Below are 14242 nucleotides of genomic sequence, written 5' to 3'. Positions count from 1 at the left end.
GTGCGCATTATGGCAAGATTTACTTTACCGCGTGATATTTATTATGGTGCTGGTGCAATCAGTGAGCTGAAGGCGCTTAAGGGGCATAAAAAAGCAATGATTTTCACTGGCGGCAGTTCTATGAAGCGTGGCGGTTTTTTGCAAAAGGTTGAGGATGTGCTGCATAACATTGGCATAGAGACGCAGCTGTTTGAAGGTATAGAGCCTGATCCGTCCATTGAAACTGTATTTCGTGGTGCTGAAGCCATGCGTGCCTTTGAGCCTGATGTAATTGTGGCGATCGGCGGCGGCTCGCCGATTGATGCGGCTAAGGCTATGTGGGTTTTCTATGAGCATCCGGAAAAAACCTTTGAAAACATCAAGGATCCGTTTACTATTCCGGTGTTGCGTAACAAGGCTATTTTTGTAGCTATTCCGTCCACTAGCGGCACGGCAACGGAGGTAACAGCCTTCTCTGTAATTACAGATTATAAAACTGATATTAAATATCCTCTGGCTGATTTTGAGATTACGCCGGATATCGCAATTCTTGATACAGATATTCCGCTGACCATGCCTAAGAAGCTGACGGCGCATACAGGTATGGATGCGCTGACGCATGCTATCGAGGCTTATGTTGCTACAGCTCGCAGCAATTTCTCTGATGCTTTGGCCTTGCAGGCAATCAGCGATATTTATGACAGCCTTGTTGCCAGCTATTATGGCGATAAAGCAGCTCGTGAAAAGATGCATATTGCACAGTGTATGGCAGGCATGGCCTTTTCTAATGCGCTGCTGGGTATTGCTCATAGCTTGGCACATAAGACAGGCGCTGTGTTCCATATTCCGCATGGCTGCTGTAACGCGATTCTGCTGCCGTCGGTTATTGAGTTTAACGCTAAGGTGTGCGCTGACCGTTACGCTGTAATTGCCCGTCATTTGGGTTTAACAGGCAATACTGATGCGCAGCTGACGAACGCTCTTATAGATTCGATTAAGGCTTTGAATAAGAAGCTGGATATTGCGCAGACATATAAAGAAAATGGTGTCAGCGAAGAGGTACTGCGGGAGCATGCCGATACAATCGCGGCGAATGCTGTGCTTGACCCCTGCACTGGTTCGAACCCGCGTCAGATTGATAAGGAACAGATGAAAGAGGTTCTGCTGTGTGCTTATTATGGCACGCCTGTCACCTTCTAAAATAAAAAATTTAAGCAGCTGCCTTGGCGTAAGGCAGCTGTTTTCTTTTGCGCTTGACTTCGACTGAACTCCATGTGTTATGCTATACTTAAATAAAGTAACATGAGAGGAAGCAGAGCATGAGCAAGAAAATTAAGCTTTTACTTTTTATATTGTGCTTCGTAGCGGTAGCTTTAAGCGGCTGTGCTAAAAATGCTGACAGCGAAGTGCAGGGCAGTGATACCGCCGTTGCCATTACCAATCCGCGTCAGCTTGTCGCTGCAGATAACAAAACAGGGCGCACAATTATGTGGGAAGCAAAGGTTAAGCAGCCCTATACGCTTGAATATCGCTTGCAGGACGACAAGGACATACAGGCAGTGCAGGCAACAGACAGCAGCTTTACGGATAAAAACAGTATTATTCAATATACTGCACGTCTTAGCGGCCTGGTGCCGGGCAGTGCCTATGAATATCGCATCAACACAGCGCAGAATAAAGGACGTTGGCACAAGCTGCAGACGGAAAAGGGCGCAGGCTTTACTGCTTTAATTTTCCCGGATTCGCAAAGCGCTGATTACAGTGGCTGGCAGCAGCTGGCGCGTGAAGCGTACAAGCGCCATCCGCAGAGTGCGTTTTACGTGAATATGGGAGATTTGGTGGACAACGGACAGGATGCAAGCCAATGGCGTGCCTGGTTCAACAGCGTGAGCGTGTTCAGTGATGCTGTGCCGCTGGCACCGATTATCGGCAATCATGAAGCGTACAGTCTGGAGTGGAAGGAATGCCTGCCTGAAAGCTATACGCATTTGTTCAATGTACCGCAAAACGGCTTGGCTAAGTATCCTAATCAGTTTTACAGCTTTGATTATGGTCCTGTGCATTTTGTTGTGCTTGATACCAACTTTCCGGAGATGAAAAATTTTCAGCCTGATCTGCTGGCAGATGAGCTGCAATGGCTGGAAAAGGATTTGGCGGCGAGCAAGGCACTGTGGAAGGTTGCTTTGATGCACCGCGATATCTTTCTCTACGGCTTTGGGCCGGAGTCCGGCAGAGCGCAGACCAAGACACAATTTCTTGATTTCAGCTATCAGTTGATGCCTGTGTTGGAAAAATACAAGGTTGACGCAGTGCTGACGGCGCACCTGCATACCTATCGCCGCCGTGTGCCGCTGCAGAACTTTGCGCCTGCACCGCAGGGAAGCGGTATTACCTATATTCTGACAGGTGTGGCCGGCGATGTGCGCTATCCTAAGCTGTGGGGAGATTTTGCGTGGGATGCGGCAACAGCGCCGAAGCCGGAAACTGCCAACTATATGACGCTGACGGCCGATGAGAAAAGTCTGGATTTTAAAGCTTTTTTGCCGGATGGCAAGCAGTTTGACGAAGTGAAATTAACCAAATAAGCAAAAAGGCTGTCGCATCATCGTAGTGCGACAGCCTTTTTACTTACGGTTAATCAAGCTCAATCAGTTCATATTTGTCATTGCCCATTTTCAGCTCGCGCATAGCGGTGAGCTGGTGCAGGCCGTGACGGCTTTCCATGCGTTCAACGAGGTCATGGTTGCTTTCCTTGGCATATACGAGGTCAACGGACGCCTGGTCGATAGCCAGAATGTCGGTAGAAGCGAGAATGCCGATATCCGGAATGGTCGGTTCTGCTGCACTTAAGCCGGCGCAGTCGCAGTCAACGGACATGCGACGCAGAACGTTGATGTAAACGATGTGCTTGCCGAAGAAATCAATGGTAGCCTTAGCGGATTCAGCCATATTTTCCATGAGCAGTTCCTTGCCGGGCCATACGTTCCAGTCCTCGGGCAGGTTGTCCTTATCCACGCCGTGAACCTGTGCCTTGCCGATGCGTCCATCAGCGCAGCCGATAGCAAGGTTTTTCATGGAGCCACCGAAGCCGCCCATAGCGTGACCCTTGAAGTGTGTTAAAACGAGCATGGAATCGTAGTTGACGATGTTTTTGCCCATGGATACTTCCTTAAAGTGCTTACCATGGCGTACAGGCAGATTGATGGTGCCTTCTGCGTCCATGATATCAACAGGGCAGAAGGTCCAGCCGTTAACCTTTAAGGTATCAAGATGCTTTTCGGTGGTGTAGCGGTCACCCTGATAGAGCGTGTTGGTTTCTACGATGGTGCTGTTGGGGATTTGCTGCTGCAGCGCTTTGACCAGCTCGCGCGGCAGAATGTTGGGGCCGTGCTTTTCGCCGGTGTGCAGCTTGATAGCTACCTTGCCGTAAATACTTTCGTTGATTAGGTCATATAATTGGATGATATGCTCTGCATCAATGTGTTTGGTAAAGTATACTTTGGCGTGAGAGCCTGCGCCATCTGCTGTTTTGATTACTCTTTGGCTGCCGACTACGGGAGCCTGTGCAAATGCTTTATCCAAGTTTAATGTGCCTCCTGCTGCTAAACCTACGGCAGCAACGCCTGCGGCTTTAAGAAAATCGCGTCTTTTCATGTGTGCTACCTCCTAAGTAAATTAATCAAGAATATTTTACTACTTGGAGTATGGTTTAAGTCAAGAAAATTTTGGGGACTTATTTACTCGGAGCGACAGCGTTTACACAGCCAAGCCCATTTAAGGTACGCGGATAGCCGATGTAGGGAAGGGCAATGGTGAGCGCATCCAGCAAATCCTGACGGGAGTTGCCGACGGAGATATTGGCGGCGGCGTGTGCCTTGGCCTGCGGTTCGCATCCGCCGAGAGTAACGATTGCTGTAAATGTGATCAGCTCACGCTCTTTGACATCCATAATTTTTCTGGTGTAGTAATCACCGAAGCAATTGGCGCTGAGGTAGTCATTAATGTGTTTTTGGTCAGCAGGAGCACTAGCGTTCATCTTATCAATGTTTTCTGCGCCGAAGATGGCACGCTGTACGGCAAGGCCTGCGTCGTGGCGTGTTTCATCGGTAGTTGTTCCGGCAGGAGCGCAGGGCTTGATGTTGAGCATTTCCATAACCTGGTTAACGCGTTCCAGTGCTGTTTTTACCTTTGGCAGACCAACGTATGGCGTGCAATGGAAAATGCTTTCGTGTATCTGCTCCGGCGTTGCACCTGCTCTGAGAGCGCCTTCGACGTGGGCAGGAATATCCTCCGGTGTGTTGTTGGCAGTGAGAACAACGAGCGTCAGCAGCTCCTGTTTGGCGGTACTGAGCTTAATCTGCTTATTGATATCGTGATAGATAAACTTTTTGCTGATAGCGGAAAGCTCCGGTTCGTTTTTAATATCAGTAGGATCATTTTTGGTGAACAAGCTTTGAGCAGCAGTATTTGCTGCTGTTTCACGTGTTTGTGCCATAGCGGTGGTGCCTCCTAAAAGTAAAGTGCATGAAAGAAATGCAGTGAGTATAATTTTTGAGATGTCTTTCATTGGTGATTCTCATTTCAGTAAATTAGTGTTGAGCGACTTGTCTGTCTGTAAGGGAAGATATCACTGAAGGTGACAGCGGGTTTATTTCAGCTTATTATATTCCTCTGCATCCACAGGCTCGCACCATTCGCTTTTGGTGTTTTCGCCCGGAACCTCGATGGCGAGGTGCGCAAACCAGCTGGTGGGGGCGGCGCCGTGCCAATGCTTAACTCCGGCGGGGATGTTGACTACATCACCGGTATGCAGCTCACGGGCAGGCTTGCCCCATTCCTGGTAGTAGCCACGACCGCCGGTGACAAGCAGAATCTGCCCGCCGCCTTTATCGGCGTGGTGAATATGCCAGTTGTTGCGGCAGCCCGGTTCAAAGGTGACGTTGCCGATGACAACCTGGTCGAGAGAAAGCATATTAAGATAGCTTTGGCCTACGAAATATTTTGCATAAGCATCGTTTTTAGGCCCTGTTGGGAATACGGTGAAAAATTTTTCTTCTGTCATTGTTATCGCTCCTTTAAAAATTAGAATTGCAAGCTGTCAAGCCAGCTTTTGATTTGACCTTGGGCGTTCTTGGCGCTGCTGCCGGAGAGAACAAGATCTTGGGTGAATTTGGCATTAGGTGTCAGCTTCTGCAAATCGCTTAGGCAGCGCTGTTCGCCACCGCCGCCGTGGGTGAAGAAGGGAGCAACGGTTTTGCCGTCCAATTTATAGGTTTCTACGAAGGTGGCAACAGGCATGGGGAAGCTGCCCCACCAGTTGGGATAACCAAGGAAAACAACGTCGTATTTGTCGAAATCAGCAATTTTTGTGCTGATGGCAGGACGGGCGTTGGCTGCCTGTTCTGCTTTGGCTTTGGCGACGGTGACGCTATAGGTTTCGGAGTACGGAGTTGCGGGCACGATTTCTACGATGTCGCCGCCGACCTGTTTATGGATTTCTTCAGCAACAGCTTTGGTGTTGCCGCTCCAGGAAAAATAGGCTACTAAGATTTTTTTACCATTATTCATGTTTTGTGATGCTCCTTCACTAGTGGATTGTTTTACTTTAGGCGCAGGTGCGTCTGCTTTAGCAGCGTTGAACGAACCGCAGCCCATAGTTAATGCTGCAAGGCTCAGAAGGCTAACGCCTGCGAGTTTTAAAAAGTCGCGTCTGTTCATATTGAATCCTCCTTGTATGATTGATGTTTATATTTAGCTAAGATAGCAAGAAAAGCCATAACGCCCACGCTCCCCACGCAGCTTCCACCGCAGCTACCGCACACGCCTGTGCAATAGGGCAGTGTCTGTGCCGTGACGGGCGCAATGCTGGCGAAAAGCTGTGGCATAGCCTTCGTAACAGCCTGGGGCAGGAGGATGCTGGCAGCAGCACCGCCGCCGAGAGCGAGCTGAGATAATTTGTTGTCATGAAGCGCTTTATCAGTTGTGCTCATCTTACTCTTTCTCCTTCGCCAGATTGCTTTGATAGCAGATAGCTTGTTTCGGACAGCCGTGCGCGCACTTGCCGCAGATGATGCAAAGTCGTCTGTCAATCGTTGCTTGGCGTTCGTGCATGGTTATCGCACGCATGGGGCAGCCATGCTCACATTTTGTGCAGCCAACGCAGGCTGCTTTGCGTACCTGCATATTGAAGGCGCCAGGAATGAATCGTCCTAAAAGGTGGAAGAAAGAATTATATGTACCAACAGGGCAGAGCAACAAACAATAGCCGCGGCCGCCTTTTGTGAATAAGCCGAAGAATATGTTTGCTAGAAAGAAGGTGGCAAAGAGGGACGCAAGGCTATTGAGCAGCTGCCCTGTGATAAACAGGTTGACGAAAATTTCCAGAGAATAGTAATTACAGTAGATGCAGGGCAGGCCGAAGCCGAGCCAGATAGAAAAGAGAAAGCCGACAAAAAAGCCGTAGCGCAGTGGCAGAATAGGCACGAGTGTTGGCCAGTCAATTTTATATTTATCTGGCAGCAGGCTGCCTAAAAATTCGCTGAAGGCGCCAGCAGGACAGAGCCTGCCGCAGAACAGCGGGCCGAGCCACAGCGAGCTTACAGCCAACAGCAGACAGAAGAAAAGCGAAATGGGGCTTGCGTACTGCCAATCGCCGGTGACGATGCTTGCCAGTGGTATGCGGGCGCAGGGCACGTGTATAGAGCTGAAGCTTGTATCGACGAAGAAGGTGCTCGCAAGCTGGTTGAACAGCATGAAGGGCTCGTAAAAGAGCACAAAGCCGAGAAGATAACTAGCGACGCGCCGTAGGTTATAAGCCGGATTCTGCATTGGTGATCGCTCCTTTGTTAGTGTAATATTTAGAGATAACTCTAAGTCAATAAGCTTGTCTTAGAAAACTATAGCTTACGTCTGCTATAGGCTTAGCGCTTAAGCAGATAGCGGATAATGACAATGCTCACCTCATAGAGCAGAATCATCGGTACGGCGAGCAGAGTCTGCGTGATAATATCAGGCGTGGGCGTGATAACTCCGGCGATGATGAAGGCGACCAGAATAACGTGGCGCTGGAATTTCATCAAGAGCCTGGAGCTTATGAGGCCCAGATAAGCTAGCAGCGTGAGAATCACAGGCACGGTGAAGGCAAAGCCGAAGGGAACAACCAGCATAAGCAGAAAGTCCAGGTAGCTTTCCATAGAAATCAGCGGATTGACCTTGCCTGCGGCAAAGCCGAGAAAAAATTCCAGACCGCGCGGAAAGACGAAGCTGTAAGAAAATAACATGCCTGCGATAAAGAGCAGTAGCGCGAGCGGAAGGCAGATGAGCGTGAATTTGCGCTCACGCCATGTCAGCGCCGGGCGGACGAAGGCGTAGAGCTCATAAAGCATGAAGGGCGAAGCAAGCAATAGACCGCTGAGCAGCGCTACCTTCATATAAATCATGAAGGCTTCGGCAGGGCGCATATAATACAGCTCCTTCGCAGCGCTTGTGAGCACGTCCGTGATGTCCTGCAAAAAATAGACGCTGCTAGCAGTGCCAATAACTAGGGCAGCAAGAGCCTTGAGCAGGCAGCTGCGCAGCTCCGCCAGATGTTCTGTGAGCGTCATGTCTTTATCGAGCGACGCTTCGACAGGCAGATAATTATTTTGCTTGTCCAGCATCATTTTGTTCTTCTGCCTTGGCTGCGGGGAGCGCTTCCTTGTTGGGGTCAGCTTCGTTTACGGCCTGCTTGAACTCACGCATACTTTTGCCTAAGGCCTTACCGATATCCGGCAGTTTGCCTGGACCGAAGAAAATTAAACCAATAACGAGAATGAGAAGTAATTCGGGTAAGCCTAAACCAAACATAAGAAAAAACCTCCTTTAATGATATGTTTTTATTTTAACGGTTGTAGAGAACTCCAAATCAAGTGAACGTTCAAAAGTGAACGTTAAAAGAAATCTAACTATCGGCCAAGCATTTTTATAGCTTATAGCCAAGGTCATAGGCTGCCTGCGGATAATTAGTCTTGAGAATTTCTGCGCGCGTTTTGCAGTTGGGCGCGAACACTGTGCCACGGTTTTGCCAACGCATATAGCTCGAGAGTGTGGCGTAATATTTGTTTAGGCAGTCCATAGCCCAGGGAACGTCGCTGCCTGCTGCGGCGAGCAGCACGCTCTGCTTGCCGCTGATGCGGCCGGTGCGCGCATAGAAGCGGTCAATGCAGGTTTTGAGCTGGGCAGAAACGTGCCAATAATAAACAGGTGAGATGAGCGCAATTAAATCAGCGTCGACAAGGCGCATGATGAGGTCGTTTTCGATGTCGTCCTTCTGTACGCAGGGACCATTCATGCCGCAGGCGTCACAGCCCTGACAGGGATGAATGTCATGAAAGGCGGCGTCGAAGCGCAATACATTGTGTCCCTTGCTTTCTGCGCCCTTGATAAACTCTTCTGTAAGAACAGAGGTGGTGCCGTTTCTATGCGGACTGCCGGTTAAAACTACGATATTCATATTCTGCCTCCTATTTGATGCTCTGACCAAGCTTTAAGGCTTGGTTGGGAAAATCACTGCGTTCAATGCTATAGCGTGAGCCACAGCCGTAGCCGAGAACCATGCCTAAATCATGCCACTGCATATATTTCACTAAGGTCTGATAATGCTCAACGAGGGCTTCAAACGTCCAGTTCGCACTGTTGTAGGCGGTGGTGAGCAGCAAGGATTTTTTGCCGTCGAAGCTGCGCACGTGGGAATAGAAGCGGTCGAGTACTGTTTTGAGCTGCGTGGACATGCCGTAATAATAAAGCGGCGTGATGAGTACGATGATGTCTGCCTTGAGCAGCTCTGGCATGAGCTTTTGCTCAATAGCATCGTTTAAAATACATTTGCCGTTACGGTTGCAGGCATTGCAGGCGCGGCAGGGATGAATATCCTCAAAGGCAGCATTGAAACGGAAGACATGATGACCGTTTTGCTGCACTCCTTCAATAAATTTATCAGCCAGCAGGGCAGAGGTACCTGCTTTATGCGGACTGCCGGTGATAACAACAACGTTCTGCTTGCCGTCAGCAGCCTGCGGAGCTGCCTCTGCTATAGGAGCAGTTTCTGGTACAGACTTTGTATTCAGCATATTGATAGCGGCACCGCTGGAGAGTACAGTGCCGAAGCCTGCTACGGCAACCTTGATAAAATCTCGTCGGTTCATGGTAAGTTCCTCCTCACAAAAACATAAAAAGAAAAGGCAGATAACGCTCTGTTATCTGCCTAAAATTATATAGCTTGCAGGGAAAATGTCTAATACTTATATTGGCGCTTGTTCTATGCTTAAAAAGCATTTTGCGAACTGAAGAAATTTTTGCAGTGCGAGACTTTGCTGTCTGTCACGACGCCAAACAAGCAGAATATCGCTATGCAGTGCAGGGGTAAGTGGGCGATAGGTAAAACGCTTCTCGTCGAGCAGAGGCATTTGGACGGAGATGCCATAATAACCGCACTGCTCAACAAAGACGGCAGTATTGGCTAAAAGATTACTGTTGCCAATAAAACGCATCTTAGCAATGTCACCGCTGAGCCAGTTGAAAATTTCGCTGCGTGCCTGTAGGCGTGCAGGCAAAATTATGGGTAGACCGCTTAAATCGCTGGCAGTGATGGCGTTCTTGCTGGCGAGAGGCGCATCACTGCGCATGAGTACGCACCAGGTTTCTCTGATGGGCAGGCGCAGGTAGTCGTAGTTCGTCGTATCGACAGGAGCCTGCAGGATGGCGACGTCTAAAAGGCCTTTGTCAAGCTTATCGTGCAAAAGGTCAGAAGAGCTTGTGAAAAGCTCAAAGCTTACAGCAGCGTACTGCTTTTGAAAACCGCCGATAAGCTTGGCGAGTACCTCTGTGGCCTGGTATTCGCCTGCGCCCATAGCAATGCTGCCAGCGAGGTTGTGTTCCTGTTCCTGAATGTCGAGCGTAGTTTTTTCCACCATATTCAGGATTTCGCGGGCGCGTTCAACGAGGAATTGCCCCGATGGCGTGAGCGCAAATTTATGCTTGTCACGGTCGAAAAGCTTGACGCCCAGCGCTGTTTCCAGCTGCATGAGCTGTCTGCTTAAAGTAGGCTGCGTGATGTGCAGGATTTCAGCTGCTTTAGTGATATTTTTTTCGTGCGCGACAGTCAGAAAATAGTTGAGAATACGAAAGTTCATAGCGTCGGCTCCTTTCTATCGATATGCTTGTAATTTTTGGCATTATTATAACGTAGCCTTGCTGATTATGCAAAAAAAGCATGCAACGGCAATTATTATAGGTATTGGACGCGTATTTAGACTGTTAGTATAATTATCGGTGAAGGGTAAATCCTGTTTTACATAATGATGTCTGCAAGGAGGTTTACTATGAAAAAATTATTGGCTTCTACAGCTTTAGCTGTAACATTGCTTATAAGCGGCTGCGCCGGTGCGGATGCACCTGATAGTAAAGCAGTTCAGGATCCTGTACCGAAAGTGCAGACTGCTCAAAATAAAACGCAGCAGTCACAGGCTGCAGCGCAAGGAATCAAGCTGAAGCTGCAGGTTGATAGTAAAAATATTGTTGTAGCACTTGCGGATAATGCGGCAGCGAAGCGTTTAATTGATATGCTTCCCGCAGAGATAACCATGAGTGATTTTAATCATACCGAAAAGATTGGCTATTTTAAAAATAAGCTTACTGGTGACGGAGCGCCAAGAGGGCATGCTCCGAAGGCCGGAGATGTGTGTATTTATGTTCCATGGGGTAATATAAGTGTGTTTTATGAGGATTTCAGATATACGAATGATTTGGTTTATCTGGGACACGTTGAACAGGGACTAGATATTTTGAGTACGCAGCAAAGCGATTTTAAAGTAAATTTTAGTATAGAGCACTAATTAAGGTAACTGTAAATCCAGCAAGAGAAAAAGCTTCTTTGGATAATACAAGAAATTAAGCTTTTTTAGTTTAATACTTCGAGCAGGCTCTAAGTCAAGAAAAAATTGCAGTTCGAAAATTTTGTTCTTGACTTAGAGTTAACTCCCAATAGTATATTATTTTCAGTGAAAGATAAGGAGGAATAGACCTATGAAAATAAGTAAACGATTAAAAAATACTTTGCTGCTTATGGCTTGTGGAGCTGTTATGACTTGTGGAAGCACTGCTTTAGCAGCGCAAGATGTGAACGCGCCGAGCAAGGCACCTGCGGAAACGATTAAAGCAGAGAAGCTTTCTAATGTCTGGGATAAAACCTTTGCGGAAAACAAAAATGTCAACCACCATAAAGTAACGTTCCATAACCGTTATGGAATTACGCTCGTGGCCGATATGTATACGCCAAAAACAATGAAAAAAGGCGATAAGCTAGCTGCCATTGCTGTAGCTGGTCCTTATGGCGCAGTAAAAGAACAGGTTAGCGGCCGTTATGCGCAGGAAATGGCTGCACGTGGCTTTTTAACCATCGCCTTTGACCCTTCTTTTACAGGTGAAAGTGCAGGCGCACCGCGTAATACTACTTCACCGGATATTAATACGGAAGATTTTTCTGCAGCAGTAGATTTTCTTTCTGTACAGGAAAATGTTAATGCGGAAAAAATTGGTATTCTTGGTATCTGCGGCTGGGGAGGTTTTGCGTTGAACGCTGCAGCAATGGATACGCGCATTAAGGCAACTGTGACTTCGACGATGTATGATATGAGCCGCGTGATTGCCAACGGTTATTTTGATTATGAAAAGGATGCATCAGCGCTAAAAAAAGAACGTAAGGCTTTGCGTAAGCAGGTCAACGAGCAGCGTACCATCGACTATAAAACAGGCACTTATAAAATGGCAGGCGGCGTACCTACGGAAGTAGATGAGAAAACTCTGGGGTTTGTAAAGGATTATCACGATTATTATCAGGAAAAGCTTGGATACAGCCCACGTTCCTTTGGTTCGACGACAGGTGCAACGCTCAGTTCCTTAACTGCATTCATGAATATGCCGCTGCTTTCTTATAGTGATGAGATTGAAAGTGCTGTGCTGATGATTCATGGGGAAAAGGCGCATTCGCGTTATTTTAGCGAAGATGCTTTTAAAAAGCTGCAAGGAAATAATAAAGAGCTTTTGATTATTCCGGGGGCAGTACATACAGATTTATATTACAAGATGGACGTAATTCCTTTTGATAAAATAGAAGCTTTCTATATGAAGTATCTGAAATAAAAAAGTGAGGCTATCACACCAGAGTGTGTGATAGCCTCACTTTTTTATGAATCTGCCGGGAGAACCGATATGAGAGGGAAATCAGGGTTTTACAGTTGTGCGGTAAGCCTGTTTGCCATCTTTGAATTCGATGATTGTTACGCTCTTTACTGCGTCATGCTTTTCGTTTAGGCCGAGAGAGCCGGTAACAGCACTGAATGATTTTGTTTCAGCCAGCGCCTTGGCAACCTTAGCCGGTTCGACAGAGCCTGCGCGTTTGATAGCGTCAGCTAAAAGCTTGATGCCGTTAGCCGAGTACTGCAGGAGCGTCGGGCTTTTGGTTGTATTCTTTCTAAAATTTGGTTACTTATATTTTAATACCTGAAGTATACTATAAGTCAAGAGGAAAATGGAAGCTTAGTGGTGAATGTTAACTCCCAACACATACTACAAAAACGGGGCAGCATTTGTTTTATATATTCTTGCCTTGAAACAAAAAGAACTGGGATTTTCACGCTGGCGTGCGTTGGAGCTTCTAAAAAAAGTCACAAAAACTTCACAATACAAATCCTAGAAATTTAGTATACTTTAAATATAGTGTAACTTTTCACATTGAAGGAGGTTTATCTCATGAAAAAATTAACAGCTATTATTACTGGCTCACTGACTGTTTTGGCAATTTCTGCTACAGCATTTGCTGCTAATCTGATTAGTGCGGACGAAGCTCGTGCAATTGCGCAAAAACAAGTTCCCTCAGGTAGTACTTACCTGCATACTGAAGCAGAAATGCAAAAAATGCAACCATATTATGAAGTGGAGTTTTTTGATACTGCTACTCAGACAAAATATGAAATTGATGTATATCAAATAAATGGTAAAATCAAAGAATATAATATGGAAAGAAAAGCGTTGGGCGGCAGCGCTAATGTAATCTTGTCCAAAGATGATGTAAAAGCAATTGTTGCTAAAGAAGTTGGTGACGTGTCGATTTATGAACTGAAATTGGACAGAGAACATGGATTATATGAATATGAAGTGAAATTCAGTGCCTCTGGTTTGCGTGGTGAGATGAATGTTAATCCGGAAACTGGTGTAGTGCTGGATAAAGAGGTAAAATACAGCCTTTAAGAATAATTTTCTATAAGTTTTTTTAATTTTTTAGAGCGGTGCGAAAGCATCGCTCTGTTTTTGTAATTTATATTCTTGATTTTGAGTTAAATTCAGATGCCATTAAAAAGCTACAAGGCAATAATAAGGAGCTGTTGATTATTTCTGGTGTTGTGCATCGTATTTGTACTACAAGATGGATGCATTTCACTTTGATAAAATAGAAATTTTTTATATTAAGTATCTGAAATAAAAGTGAGGCTATCACTAAAAGTGTATGATAGCCTCACTTTTTTTCACAAATCCGCTGGGAGAACCGATATTGAGAGGGGAATCATGGTTTTACTGTTGTACGGTAAGCCTGCTTGCCATCTTTGAATTCGATGATGGTTACGCTCTTTACTGCGTCATGCTGCTATACAAAAGGAGCGGGCAGTGTATCTTTTTTCAACAATTTTATAAATATATAAATCTGGCACCATCAGCATCTCCTACCGGAAAGCTTTGAAAACTTCGCTTAAAGGTGATATAATATGCTATTATACTATGACTGGAGTACGCTATGCGCAGGAAAATATTATTTGGTGTTGATTATACGGACAGCGAGCTGATTAAGCTTTTGCTGTATCTGTTTGTCGGCGGTACGGCGGCCTTGGTGGAGTGGGCCTTGTTCTACCTTTTCTTCCACTATCTTTTAAGTGGCCTGAGCCTTACACTGCTGACCATGCTGGCAACAGCCTTATCCTTTTGTCTGGCAACACTGTATCATTATTTCTTGGGCAATGTTCTGGTTTTTGACAGCGGCAGCCGTTATAAACGCGGCAAGGAGCTTAGCATGGTGTTTTTGGTAAGTTGTATAGGCTTGGCCTTTAACCTGCTGCTGATGTATATTTTTGTCAGCCTGCTTGACTGGCAGCCGATGCTGTCTAAGGTGCTGACAAGCTGTATTGTTGTTGTATGGAACTATCTCTCACGTAAAAAATGGATTTTTAGGAGTTAG

The 14242-nt window shown here is 46.6% G+C and carries 17 protein-coding genes; 6 read left to right on the top strand and 11 right to left on the bottom strand.

Translation table 11 applies throughout. The features are described 5' to 3' along the window. Nucleotides 1-9: 9 nt before the first annotated feature. Nucleotides 10-1179, top strand: a complete 1170-nt coding sequence (locus BN587_RS06675; RefSeq protein WP_021720368.1) for an iron-containing alcohol dehydrogenase — start codon at nt 10-12, stop codon at nt 1177-1179. Nucleotides 1180-1298: 119 nt separating this feature from the next. Next, on the top strand, nt 1299-2564 hold the full coding sequence (locus tag BN587_RS06670; RefSeq protein ID WP_021720367.1) for a purple acid phosphatase family protein: 1266 nt from the start codon (nt 1299-1301) through the stop codon (nt 2562-2564). Nucleotides 2565-2613: 49 nt separating this feature from the next. On the opposite strand, the gene BN587_RS06665 is transcribed toward BN587_RS06670, so the two are convergent. The 11 genes from BN587_RS06665 to BN587_RS06615 all read right to left on the bottom strand — a co-directional run bounded on the left by BN587_RS06665 (nt 2614) and on the right by BN587_RS06615 (nt 10148). Then, a complete protein-coding gene (locus BN587_RS06665) occupies nt 2614-3633 on the bottom strand; it encodes a DUF362 domain-containing protein (RefSeq protein WP_021720366.1) in 1020 nt (339 codons plus the stop codon). Nucleotides 3634-3712: 79 nt separating this feature from the next. Next, nucleotides 3713-4474 carry a carboxymuconolactone decarboxylase family protein gene (locus BN587_RS06660; protein ID WP_021720365.1) on the bottom strand — a complete coding sequence of 254 codons (762 nt, stop codon included), beginning with the start codon at nt 4472-4474 and terminating at the stop codon, nt 3713-3715. A gap of 153 nt (nt 4475-4627) precedes the next feature. Next, nucleotides 4628-5041, bottom strand: coding sequence for a cupin domain-containing protein (locus BN587_RS06655; RefSeq protein WP_021720364.1), 414 nt, complete (start codon nt 5039-5041; stop codon nt 4628-4630). Nucleotides 5042-5061: 20 nt separating this feature from the next. Beyond that, a complete protein-coding gene (locus BN587_RS06650) occupies nt 5062-5697 on the bottom strand; it encodes a flavodoxin (RefSeq protein WP_021720363.1) in 636 nt (211 codons plus the stop codon). Beyond that, entirely contained in the window at nt 5694-5969 is a 276-nt protein-coding gene (locus tag BN587_RS06645) for a hypothetical protein (RefSeq protein ID WP_021720362.1), read from the bottom strand. The genes BN587_RS06650 and BN587_RS06645 overlap by 4 nt, the downstream gene beginning before the upstream one ends. Before the next feature lies 1 nt (nt 5970). Further along, the gene (locus BN587_RS06640; RefSeq protein WP_021720361.1) at nt 5971-6807 is read right to left on the bottom strand and encodes a 4Fe-4S binding protein; all 837 of its coding nucleotides are present in this window, start codon (nt 6805-6807) and stop codon (nt 5971-5973) included. Nucleotides 6808-6899: 92 nt separating this feature from the next. Further along, complete coding sequence (tatC, locus tag BN587_RS06635; RefSeq protein WP_303684885.1) at nt 6900-7637, bottom strand: twin-arginine translocase subunit TatC; 738 nt, start codon at nt 7635-7637, stop codon at nt 6900-6902. Then, nucleotides 7618-7824, bottom strand: coding sequence for a twin-arginine translocase TatA/TatE family subunit (tatA, locus tag BN587_RS06630; protein WP_021720359.1), 207 nt, complete (start codon nt 7822-7824; stop codon nt 7618-7620). Before tatA ends, tatC begins: the two co-directional genes overlap by 20 nt. A gap of 115 nt (nt 7825-7939) precedes the next feature. Beyond that, nucleotides 7940-8470, bottom strand: a complete 531-nt coding sequence (locus tag BN587_RS06625; RefSeq protein WP_021720358.1) for a flavodoxin family protein — start codon at nt 8468-8470, stop codon at nt 7940-7942. A 10-nt stretch (nt 8471-8480) separates the two neighbouring features. Further along, on the bottom strand, nt 8481-9161 hold the full coding sequence (locus BN587_RS06620) for a flavodoxin family protein (RefSeq protein WP_021720357.1): 681 nt from the start codon (nt 9159-9161) through the stop codon (nt 8481-8483). A gap of 96 nt (nt 9162-9257) precedes the next feature. After that, nucleotides 9258-10148: a LysR family transcriptional regulator gene (locus BN587_RS06615; protein ID WP_021720356.1), complete on the bottom strand. Its 891-nt coding sequence runs from the start codon at nt 10146-10148 to the stop codon at nt 9258-9260. A gap of 189 nt (nt 10149-10337) precedes the next feature. On the opposite strand from BN587_RS06615, the gene BN587_RS06610 reads away from it, so the two are divergent. From BN587_RS06610 to BN587_RS06595, 4 genes are all read left to right on the top strand, one after another. Next, nucleotides 10338-10850 carry a cyclophilin-like fold protein gene (locus BN587_RS06610; protein ID WP_021720355.1) on the top strand — a complete coding sequence of 171 codons (513 nt, stop codon included), beginning with the start codon at nt 10338-10340 and terminating at the stop codon, nt 10848-10850. 229 nt (nt 10851-11079) lie between these two features. Next, a complete protein-coding gene (locus tag BN587_RS06605) occupies nt 11080-12156 on the top strand; it encodes an alpha/beta hydrolase (protein ID WP_438356936.1) in 1077 nt (358 codons plus the stop codon). Nucleotides 12157-12765: 609 nt separating this feature from the next. Next, nucleotides 12766-13263, top strand: coding sequence for a PepSY domain-containing protein (locus BN587_RS06600; protein WP_021720353.1), 498 nt, complete (start codon nt 12766-12768; stop codon nt 13261-13263). A 541-nt stretch (nt 13264-13804) separates the two neighbouring features. Next, on the top strand, nt 13805-14242 hold the full coding sequence (locus BN587_RS06595) for a GtrA family protein (RefSeq protein WP_021720352.1): 438 nt from the start codon (nt 13805-13807) through the stop codon (nt 14240-14242).

It is taken from the genome of Phascolarctobacterium succinatutens CAG:287 (assembly GCF_000434895.1).
In the GTDB taxonomy this organism is placed as follows: Bacteria; Bacillota; Negativicutes; order Acidaminococcales; family Acidaminococcaceae; genus Phascolarctobacterium_A; species Phascolarctobacterium_A succinatutens_A.
This window is presented reverse-complemented; position numbering and strand designations above follow the sequence as displayed.

What these genes read in the sequence shown, in the direction of transcription:
- tatC (WP_303684885.1), bottom strand. Translation starts at nt 7,637, where the DNA reads ATGCTGGACAAGCAAAATAATTATCTGCCTGTCGAAGCGTCGCTCGAT.
- BN587_RS06675 (WP_021720368.1), top strand. Translation starts at nt 10, where the DNA reads ATGGCAAGATTTACTTTACCGCGTGATATTTATTATGGTGCTGGTGCA.
- BN587_RS06670 (WP_021720367.1), top strand. Translation starts at nt 1,299, where the DNA reads ATGAGCAAGAAAATTAAGCTTTTACTTTTTATATTGTGCTTCGTAGCG.
- BN587_RS06665 (WP_021720366.1), bottom strand. Translation starts at nt 3,633, where the DNA reads ATGAAAAGACGCGATTTTCTTAAAGCCGCAGGCGTTGCTGCCGTAGGT.
- BN587_RS06615 (WP_021720356.1), bottom strand. Translation starts at nt 10,148, where the DNA reads ATGAACTTTCGTATTCTCAACTATTTTCTGACTGTCGCGCACGAAAAA.
- BN587_RS06655 (WP_021720364.1), bottom strand. Translation starts at nt 5,041, where the DNA reads ATGACAGAAGAAAAATTTTTCACCGTATTCCCAACAGGGCCTAAAAAC.
- BN587_RS06660 (WP_021720365.1), bottom strand. Translation starts at nt 4,474, where the DNA reads ATGGCACAAACACGTGAAACAGCAGCAAATACTGCTGCTCAAAGCTTG.
- BN587_RS06610 (WP_021720355.1), top strand. Translation starts at nt 10,338, where the DNA reads ATGAAAAAATTATTGGCTTCTACAGCTTTAGCTGTAACATTGCTTATA.
- BN587_RS06595 (WP_021720352.1), top strand. Translation starts at nt 13,805, where the DNA reads ATGCGCAGGAAAATATTATTTGGTGTTGATTATACGGACAGCGAGCTG.
- BN587_RS06625 (WP_021720358.1), bottom strand. Translation starts at nt 8,470, where the DNA reads ATGAATATCGTAGTTTTAACCGGCAGTCCGCATAGAAACGGCACCACC.
- tatA (WP_021720359.1), bottom strand. Translation starts at nt 7,824, where the DNA reads ATGTTTGGTTTAGGCTTACCCGAATTACTTCTCATTCTCGTTATTGGT.
- BN587_RS06620 (WP_021720357.1), bottom strand. Translation starts at nt 9,161, where the DNA reads ATGAACCGACGAGATTTTATCAAGGTTGCCGTAGCAGGCTTCGGCACT.
- BN587_RS06600 (WP_021720353.1), top strand. Translation starts at nt 12,766, where the DNA reads ATGAAAAAATTAACAGCTATTATTACTGGCTCACTGACTGTTTTGGCA.
- BN587_RS06645 (WP_021720362.1), bottom strand. Translation starts at nt 5,969, where the DNA reads ATGAGCACAACTGATAAAGCGCTTCATGACAACAAATTATCTCAGCTC.
- BN587_RS06640 (WP_021720361.1), bottom strand. Translation starts at nt 6,807, where the DNA reads ATGCAGAATCCGGCTTATAACCTACGGCGCGTCGCTAGTTATCTTCTC.
- BN587_RS06605 (WP_438356936.1), top strand. Translation starts at nt 11,080, where the DNA reads ATGGCTTGTGGAGCTGTTATGACTTGTGGAAGCACTGCTTTAGCAGCG.
- BN587_RS06650 (WP_021720363.1), bottom strand. Translation starts at nt 5,697, where the DNA reads ATGAACAGACGCGACTTTTTAAAACTCGCAGGCGTTAGCCTTCTGAGC.